We start from the raw sequence: 9815 nt of genomic DNA, 5'->3' as shown, positions 1-9815 counted from the left end.
TAAGATGGTTAGGCAAGCTTGTTGATAGATATATTTTTCGACATTTTCAGTGAGCTGGCTTCAAGGTGGATAGCAATATCCGAAATTTGCCCTTAAAAATTCTGATGAGATAACCATGAGCAATTCTTTAGTTCTTGTAATCAATTCTGGTAGTTCTTCACTTAAATTTGCTTTAATTGATACTGTCAACGGTGAAGCTACGTTAAGTGGCCTTGGTGAGTGCTTTGGCCTCCCTGAAGCAGTAGTAAGCTGGAAAGTAAATGGCGAAAAACACGAATTTAAATTAGACGGTTTAGAAAACCACCACCAACAAGCTGTTGACCGTATCGTAGCGCTTGTTGAAGAGCTAGGTCTAAAAGAAGACATCGTGGCTGTAGGTCACCGTGTCGTTCAAGGTGGTAACCTATTTGCTCACACAGTGAAAATTGATGAGCAAGTTATCGCTGATATCGAATCACTAAGTGATTTAGCACCGCTGCACAACCCTGCCCACGTTATTGGCATGCGTGCAGCAAGCAAAGCATTCCCAACATTGTCTCAATATGCGGTATTCGATACAGCATTCCACCAGACAATGCCAGAAAAAGCATATACTTACGCTATTTCTCAAGAAGTTAGCAAAGAGTACAACATCCGTCGTTACGGTTTCCACGGTACTAGCCACTACTTCGTAACACGTGAAGCTGCAAAAGTGGTTAACAAGCCAGTTGAGGCATCAAGCTTCATTTCTGTTCACCTAGGTAACGGCGCATCAGTATGTGTGGTTAAAAACGGTGAAAGTGTTGATACATCAATGGGATTCACACCGCTAGCAGGCCTAATGATGGGTACCCGTTGTGGCGATATCGACCCAAGTATTCTTGAGTACCTATTAAAGAAAGGTTGGACGCAAGATCGTCTAGAGAAAGAGCTAGTAACAAACTCTGGCTTCCTAGGTGTGTCAGGCTTTACCAGCGACTGTCGTGGCATTATTGCAGCGATGGAAGATGAAACACATCCAAATCACCACGGTGCTAAGCTTGCGTTTGAGCTATTTACTTACCGCGTAGCAAAATACATTGCATCATACATGGTTGCGCTTGATGAGCTAGACGGCATCATTTTCACTGGTGGTATCGGCGAAAATGCAATGCCAATCCGTAGTGAAATTCTTCGTCTAATGAAGATCTTCGGTTACCAAGAAGATGTTGAAGGTAACGCAGCAGCACGTTTTGGCGCTCAAGGTATTATTACTAAGCCAAACACACCACTTGCAATGGTGATCCCAACAAATGAAGAGTGGGTAATTGCAAAAGAATCAATGGCATTATTGCACGCATAAACTGCAGTAACGCAATGATTTTCCGAGTGGAACGGCTCGGGTGATACTTTGGTTTGGAACCCCAAAGTATATGGAACGGAAAGACGGCTCTTTGCTTAGGCATCGAGCCGTTTTTTCGTTTAGATTCTAGAAGATGTCATTTATCCTCTGCAGATATGCATACTCATGAGCTAACTCATTTTTGGACAATTATTAGCTATCTCATAGACACAAATAGCGCCTCAAAACATGAGCATTTCTAATGATAAATATGATTTCAAGACATGAAATATAATAAAGGCAAGGTATCAAACCTTGCCTTCAATCTTATTTATACCAACCGTCAGCCAGAACTTCAGCTTGCTCAAGAACGAGTTTAATGGCTTCGTCTGCTTTATCTGGCGGATACTTCCAGCGACGTAACAGGCGGCGAACAAGGTTACGCATACGGGCACGAACGCTATCTCGTTTTTGCCAATCCACTGTCGCAGATTTTCGTAATTGAAGCGTAAGTTCAATGGCTAATTGTCGAAGGTTATCGTCACCAAGCTCACGTACCGATGCTTCATTGAGAATTAAGGCACGGTAAAAAGCTATTTCATCAGGAGAAAGATTCAGACCTGCTGCCATTTCAGCATCAGCAGCCATCTCTTTTGCCCATTTGATTAGCTCTTCAATAACCTGAGCGGTTTCAATGCTACGGTTATGGTACTTTTGCAGTGTCGTCATAATGCGATCAGAGTATTTCTTTTCTTGAACCACATCAGTCTTCATTCGTGCTTTGACTTCATCACGCAAAAGCTTTTCAAGCAGCTCTACCGCAAGATTTTTCTCTTTTAAGTTTTTAACATCTTCTAAGAACTCATCAGAAAGCAATCCGATATTGGGTTTATCTAAACCCACCATTGAGAAGATATCATCCACACCTTCAGCAATAATGGCATTATCTAAAATTTGCTTTAATGCACTGTTACGTTGTTCATCACTGCGTTTTTTATCCACCGTAGAGTGCTTAACAAACGCCGTCTTAATCGCAGAATAAAAGGCAATCTCGTTCTTATAACCTTGAGTTTCATCCATGGTATTACACAGCGAGTAGGCTTTCGTCATTGCTGCCATTACATCAAGGAATCGTCGTTTACCATCGCGCTCTTCTTTTCCATTACTGTTGGTATGAGATAAACCTGATAAATGGTTTACCGCTCCCGGTAGTAAGCGAAGAGCATTAGTTTCAAACTCAGGTCGGTAGTTAAACACAGCACCATCGACAGGCGTGGCAAACATCCCACGAACAATATCTATTTTCTCCATCAATACTGAGAAAGCTTCAGCAGTATCAACGGTTGGCTGCCCTTTACCTTGACTATTTGTGTAAGTTTTCAGGGCGTTTTTCAACTCACTGGCGATACCAATATAATCGACAACTAAGCCACCGGGTTTATCCTTAAAGACACGGTTAACACGAGCAATAGCCTGCATCAAGTTATGCCCTTTCATTGGCTTGTCGATATACATAGTATGACAGCAAGGCGCATCAAAGCCTGTTAGCCACATATCACGTACAATGACCAACTTCAGTTCATCGTTAGTGTCTTTATAGCGCTTTTCGAACAGTTTCTTTGTTTTCTTATCGTGAATATGAGGCTGCATTTTTTCTTTATCAGAAGCAGAGCCTGTCATCACAATCTTAATAGCCCCCTGATTCGGATCATCGCTATGCCATTCAGGTTTGATCGCAATAATTGCATTATATAAATCGACACATATTTCACGACTCATTGCGACAATCATCGCTTTACCGGGGAACGTTTCTGTACGAGTGGTAAAGTGAGTCACTAAATCTTGAGCCACTTGTTTTAGACGAGGCTCAGCACCAACAAGCTTTTCTAGTGTTGCCCATTGCGACTTAATTTTTTCACGTGTTTCTGTTTCATCTTCCTCGCTGATCTCATCATCAATTTGATCATTAAGAGTTTCAATTTCAGCTTGGTTGATATTCAGTTTTGCTAAGCGTGACTCGTAATAGATTGGAACCGTGGCACCATCATCGACAGCATCTTGAATATCGTAAACAGAGACATATTCACCAAACACACCACGAGTATCTTTGTCATCCATCGCAATAGGCGTACCAGTAAAGCCAATGAAAGACGCATTTGGCAGTGCATCACGCATGTATTTGGAATACCCAAAAACATACTTAGAACCAGTAACATTGCCATCTGCATCTTTGACTTCAACCAATTTGGATTTATTACCATATTGGCTACGATGCGCCTCATCTGAAACCACCACAATATTGGCACGTTCAGACAAAACAGGGTGCTCTATTTCATCTGCAAGTAAGGCAAACTTCTGGATAGTCGTAAATATGATGCCACCTGATTGACGGTTAAGTAGCAACTCTCGAAGTTCATCACGATTCTCTGCTTGCTGAGGTATTTGTTTTAGCGTCTCGCTCGCCATGCCAAAGGTATTATAAAGCTGACCATCTAAATCATTTCGGTCGGTCACAACAACGATTGTTGGATTATTCATCGCAGGTTGTTGTAATAGCTTACTGGCATAACAAACCATAGAGATACTTTTGCCACTGCCTTGGGTATGCCAAACTACACCAGCTTTACCGCTACCTGCTTTAATCTTATCTAAGCCTTTGGTTGCTTGAACCTGATATTTCCCCATGCTTTCAGCAACCATCGGCAAATCGTTATCGACCTGTTTTGCTTTAACGGTAGCTTCTACCGCAGCACGAACGGCATGAAACTGGTGGTAACCTGCAATCTTTTTAATGATGTTGTCATGATCTGTTTCAAACAAGATGAAATAGCGAATGTAATCGAGCAGCAAATCAGGTTTAAAGAAGCCTCGAACCATCGTCTCTAACTGAAACTCTAGCAGTGGTTTATCATCTTCACCTGTAACGGTTTTCCAGGGTAAAAAACGTTCTTTATTGGCGGTTAATGAACCGACACGCGCCGTCCAGCCATCGCTAACAACCAATGCTTCATTGAAAACGAAAAGATCGGCAATTTCTTCTTTGTAGGTTTGAAGCTGGTTATAGGCATTCCAAATATCAGCGTGATCATCAGCAGGATTTTTCAGCTCAATAACTGCAATAGGCAAGCCATTGATGAACACCACAACATCAGGGCGACGATTACCTTTCTTCCCTGTAATCGTGAACTGATTGACCACCAGAAACTCATTGTTCTCTGGATTGGTAAAATCCATCAGGCGGGCATGGGTATGCTTAGTTTTGGTTTCTCCATCCTCAAATACACTGTATTCAACAGGCACACCTTCAATTAGGTACTTGTGGAAAGCTCGGTTACTTTTAATTAGCACAGGCGTGTCAGGCGTACTTACCGTGTTCACCACCACAGCCAAGCTTTCTTGAGGTAGTTCAGGGTTTAATGTTTCTAAACGATCAAGCAAGCGCTGTTTAAGCACGACTTGGTGATAATCATCACGCTCTGGTGAGTCGCCATCAGGGGCGATGTCGTAACCATTTTTGTATAGGTAGCCTTGGTCAGTAAACCAATCAAGGCAAAGCTGTTCTAATTGGTCTTCAGTGATCATAAAGACTCCTCATAAGATTTTTGCATCTCTTCGCAAAAAGCAAAAAAAGTACGACTGTTAATCAATGCATTCTGAAGTTCTGACATTTGCTCAAAGAACACTTCACCTTGTTGCTCTAGTGTCGTTGTATTCCCAATAAAGTCAGAAAGATTTCGATAAATAATTAATGGATGCCATGGATTTTCATTTTTGCTATCCATAATACGATTACTTAATTTCCATCCATTGGGTAACGTTAATTCGCGAACTAACTCTTTATACAGAGAGCTGCCTGCTAGTTTTGAATGGAGAGGCTTATCGATATCTATGATGAGTGCCGCTATCGGTTCATGTTCCATTAAGTCATGAGTGGCATGGTCTTCACTATCAATTAGAAAGCCACAGAATATTCCCGGATTCCATCCACCGTCAGAATACTCTTTAGAGACATTATTGAATTCCAACCCAATGCGCCCCCAAGAATCGTAGTGACCACACCGTTCATTGACTCCAACATGACGTTGATATGCTTGCTTGTTGTATGAAATTCCACCGTCTAACTGCTGTATGGGCCATTGTTTATTCAGTGTTATTTTGGCAATGTCATAAAGCTGTTTATCAATTTTTTTTGAGTCATAGTAATAGGCGATAGATAGTGGGTTCAATGGGGAAAATTCTGCTAATCCATTGCACCTCAATAGCTGAATGAACTCTTTACGAATCCATTGCCCTTTTTCACTATCTTCCTCTATTTTTTCTATCGCTTCGGCAACTTGATACCAACACAAGGCAAGATCAGGGCTTTGTTTATGCTGTCCTGAGTGTGCTGTAATAAGCACGATAGCAAATGATTTTGCTAGTTTTTCTTCAGCATACTGTCGATAGTTGTAAAGCTGCCCATCATGCAGTTCAGACCAAACCTTGTGTTCAAATATCAAACAAGAAATATTGTCGGTTGAATCCCAAAGCATATCTGGATATTTACCATCAAAGTTAACTTGCGTATTAATGCGTTCTGAATTGCCAATATACGGGATCTCTATACCATACTCTTGCCCTTGCTTGAGTAAAAGAGACATTATTGCCTCTCTTACGGCTATATCATTGCGAAGTAGCCAAGCAAAGGCTTCTGTAATGAAGTTTTCAATTGGCGACTTTTGATGGCTAGAAGCGTATTTACTGACGTTGACGAGTAAACTTTCCATTTCTTAAATTCCATTGCAAAACCCCAATGGTATTTGTGTTGCCATTGGGGTTGATACTCAATTTCTAATTAGCTCTCTGCCTTCTCAGCTAACTCGATTTCGCCGGAAAGCAATTTAGGAAGCAAGGTGTCTCGTAGTTCTGATAACGTGGCATTCTCTAGTTGATTCGCCAACATTTTCTCCATTAAACCACCTACAGTTTTGTGAAATGCTTCTAGCACATCAGCCGTTGGGCGAACTAGAGCCACCTTAGAAAAGGTACTTGTGTTCATGTTTAATGTTGCGCTACCACCACTAGCCAAATCATGGAAGTGTTTATTCAAACCCTTGAATTTAAAAAGTAGGTAGTAGAGCGAGTTCTGATCATAAGGAACAACAGAGTTAATTTGTTGATTTGTATGACTTGGTTTCGTTGTTATAAAAACTTGTCCAACAGTAGCAATACAGCTCACACAGATACTATTTTCTGGTATACGTTTCTTCGGTTGTGATTCATCCCCGGCCTGCGTCAATGTATCCGAAGTTTCAGTGATAAATACCTTGCCATGTGTATCAGGAATCTTGATAAATGGAACATGACCACCGTAAAAATCAGCATTTTTCTTTGATGGTGTTTTTCCACAGATAACGTCACCAAAATCTTTAATTGACTTGATATTCCATCCATCAGGAATCAAACCCAACTCAGACTCAACGAGCTTTTCTGGGAATAGCGAGGCAGTCGCCGCATCCATACCCTCTGGTTGCTCACCATTCATTTTGGCTTTGACTGGATCGAAATCAACAAACCATGACTTGAAGATGGCTTGTGCCATTTGCTCTAGGGTTTGGTTGGTTTGTGTGTTTAAATCGATTTTTTTATCTAAGTCAGACAACTGCTTCGCGATAGCTGCTTGAACTTGCAAAGGTGGAAGTCTTAACTCTAGGGAGCCTAACGCAGACGTATATAGGTTTTTTTGAACACTACCAACAGCAAGCGTTTCGATAACTCTTCTACTCATCAAAAGTACATAAAAAATGTACAAATTGTCACACTTATCTTTATTAACTTTGATGTTTATAACTGCGCGGTTACCACACATATAGTCTTCGAGAATACCAATACGACCGATAGTACCTGACTTGCTTATAGCTAAAGTTCCGGGTTCAAATAGCAATGCACTTTTTCCTGCACTTTTAAACCCTTCTTCAGACAACGTCCTAGAAGTGTTGCGTATCGGGCCGTTGTTTAAGTCGACAGCACGAAGCCATTTAACAGGCCCATCAAAGTAATATTCTTTTTTCTGAGTCGGATTCACATACCCTTCTTGAAATGATGCACACTCATCTAAAGTTACAGTAGGCCAATTACAGCTCATAACCCAACCCCGCTAGGTTCTTCTTGATCTCAGCTTCTAACGTTGCAGATTCTGCAAATTGCTCACTCAACTTCGCCGTTAGCGTTGCCATCTTCTCACCGAATGAAATGCCGTCGTCTAGTTCTTCAGTAGCGCCAACGTAACGCCCCGGAGTTAACACAAAATCATGCTTAGTAATTTCTTCTAGCGTCGCTGATTTACAAAAACCTGCTTGGTCTTCGTAAGCGATACCATTCACTTCCACGCCTGTTTTCCAAGCATGGTAAAGGTCGGCGACTTTTTCGATATCATCACGAGTAAAGTCACGTAGAACACGGTCTTTCATATAGCCAAGGTTACGCGCATCAATAAACAACACTTCACCTTTGCGATCACGCAGTTTACGACCCGCTTTATCAGTGCGAGCTGTTTTATTCTTGGTTAAGAACCAAATACATGCAGGGATCTGGGTGTTGGTAAATAACTGACCCGGTAGTGCGACCATACATTCAACCAAATCATTCTCGATTAATGCCTGACGAATAGTACCTTCGTTGTTGGTGGTTGAACTCATAGAACCGTTAGCTAATAACAGCGCTTGAGAGCCATCAGCAGATAGGTGATGAAGCATGTGCTGCATCCACGCAAAGTTAGCGTTACCTGCTGGCGGTTGACCGTACTTAAAGCGAGGGTCGTTATCATCAACACCCGTATTCCACTCTTTCATATTGAATGGTGGATTAGCCATGATGAAGTCGGCCCGTAAATCAGGGTGCTGAACGTTAGTGTAGGTACTGGCTGGCTCTTTACCGAAGTCATAATCCAAACCACGGATCGCCATGTTCATCGCCGCTAGCTGCCATGTAGTGTGGTTGTATTCCTGACCGTAAATAGAGATCTTCTGTTTTTGTGTTAGCGGATCGATTTCTTTTTGGTTCGCTCTGCGCTCGATAAACTTGTCTGATTGCACAAAGAAACCACCAGAACCCATTGCAGGGTCATACACACGACCTTCAAATGGCTCAATCATTTCCACAATCATAGAAACAATTGAGGCCGGAGTGTAGAAAGCGCCTCCGCGTTTTCCCTCAGCTAAAGCGAACTGACCAAGCATGTATTCGTATACGTGACCAAGGATATCTTTGCTATTTAGCGACTTGTGATCGAACGGAATGGTGGCAATCAGGTTGATTAGCTCGTTCAGTTTAGACTGGTCAATTTTCAACCCCGAGTAAAGCTTGTTAAGCACGCCTTTAAGCTTTTGGTTATCACGCTCAATGCCTTCCAAGGCATTATCAATTAGGTGACCAACAGAAGTGATTTTCTTCACCTTACCGTCAATCTCAAGATCAGCACCACCAATCACAAGAGGGCCGTTGTCTTGTAGGAACTGCCAGCGAGATTCGGTAGGTAGCCAGAATACGTTCTTCTCGGTGTAGAAATCACGTTGTTCAAGCTCAATGGCAATCTCTTGCGCTAATTCTTCCTCTGAGAAGTCAGCCGGATCTAAGTAGTATTCGTGCTCTGGGTTTGCAAGGTCTGCTTTGATTTCTTCCTGACGCAATTTGAAGGCATCAGAAACGTATTTAACGAAGATTAAGCCAAGTACCGCGTGTTTGTATTGCGCAGCATCTAACGTTGAGCGTAGTTTGTCTGCGGCATTCCACAGCTTACCTTCAAGCTCTTTTAGGAATTGTTGTTCTGCTTGTTTCATGGTGGTTTTCTTAATTACGAAATATTACGCATATTCTACCAGTAATTACATGGTTTTCATTCATTTCTGCCTTACTTAACAATGAATTTATGACATGAGGAGCACATTATGAGTGCTTGGAATAAAGGTAAAAGAGTTGGGCAAAAGAAAGCGTTTAAATTGGAGGATATTTGGCGCATCCGAATTCGCCTAGAGCTTGAAGAACGCTTATTTGAGTTAGCGTTATTTAACTTGGCTATCGACAGTAAATTAAGGTCGTGTGATTTACGAAACTTAAAAGTTCAAGACGTTAGTCGTAGTGGTTGCGTGATGTCTCGAACCATTGTTAAACAGCAGAAAACTCAGCAAGAAGTTCATTTTGAAATCACACCAAAAACGCAACAAACGCTGTCACAATGGATCATTCAAAATGCGTTGACACCAACAGACTTCCGATTTCGTACCATTACTACACCACACTGGTGAATCGTTGGGTGACTGATATTGGGTTAGATAAAACCCAATATGGCACACATTCCTTACGTCGAACTAAAGCTTCTTTGATCTACGCCAAAACCAAGAATCTTCGCGCTATTCAGTTACTTCTGGGTCATGCTAAGCTCGAAAGTACGATTGAATACCTTGGTGTCGAGATTGAAGATGCACTAAGGATTTCAGAGAGTTGTGAGACGTGAGAAACCACCATGCAATGTCCAGAA

Annotated in this window: 5 protein-coding genes and 1 pseudogene; 2 read left to right on the top strand and 4 right to left on the bottom strand. The window is 41.8% G+C overall.

The genetic code is table 11. From position 1 onward, the window contains the following. Positions 1-115 precede the first annotated feature (115 nt). Complete coding sequence (locus E5A76_RS08710) at positions 116-1321, top strand: acetate/propionate family kinase (RefSeq protein WP_161118682.1); 1206 nt, start codon at positions 116-118, stop codon at positions 1319-1321. A gap of 306 nt (positions 1322-1627) precedes the next feature. On the opposite strand, the gene E5A76_RS08705 is transcribed toward E5A76_RS08710, so the two are convergent. From E5A76_RS08705 to E5A76_RS08690, 4 genes are all read right to left on the bottom strand, one after another. Next, positions 1628-4882 carry a type I restriction endonuclease subunit R gene (locus E5A76_RS08705; RefSeq protein WP_161118681.1) on the bottom strand — a complete coding sequence of 1085 codons (3255 nt, stop codon included), beginning with the start codon at positions 4880-4882 and terminating at the stop codon, positions 1628-1630. Then, positions 4879-6066, bottom strand: coding sequence for a PD-(D/E)XK nuclease family protein (locus E5A76_RS08700; protein WP_161118680.1), 1188 nt, complete (start codon positions 6064-6066; stop codon positions 4879-4881). The genes E5A76_RS08705 and E5A76_RS08700 overlap by 4 nt, the downstream gene beginning before the upstream one ends. A 68-nt stretch (positions 6067-6134) precedes the next feature. Beyond that, positions 6135-7424, bottom strand: coding sequence for a restriction endonuclease subunit S (locus tag E5A76_RS08695; RefSeq protein ID WP_161118679.1), 1290 nt, complete (start codon positions 7422-7424; stop codon positions 6135-6137). Further along, positions 7414-9117, bottom strand: a complete 1704-nt coding sequence (locus E5A76_RS08690; protein WP_161118678.1) for a type I restriction-modification system subunit M — start codon at positions 9115-9117, stop codon at positions 7414-7416. The genes E5A76_RS08695 and E5A76_RS08690 overlap by 11 nt, the downstream gene beginning before the upstream one ends. Positions 9118-9225: 108 nt before the next feature. Between E5A76_RS08690 and E5A76_RS08685 the strand changes: the two are divergent. Then, positions 9226-9791: pseudogene (locus tag E5A76_RS08685) on the top strand (tyrosine-type recombinase/integrase). Positions 9792-9815 lie beyond the last annotated feature (24 nt).

The organism is Photobacterium lucens (assembly GCF_009873615.1).
GTDB classification, from domain to species: domain Bacteria; phylum Pseudomonadota; class Gammaproteobacteria; order Enterobacterales; family Vibrionaceae; genus Photobacterium; species Photobacterium lucens.
This window is presented reverse-complemented; position numbering and strand designations above follow the sequence as displayed.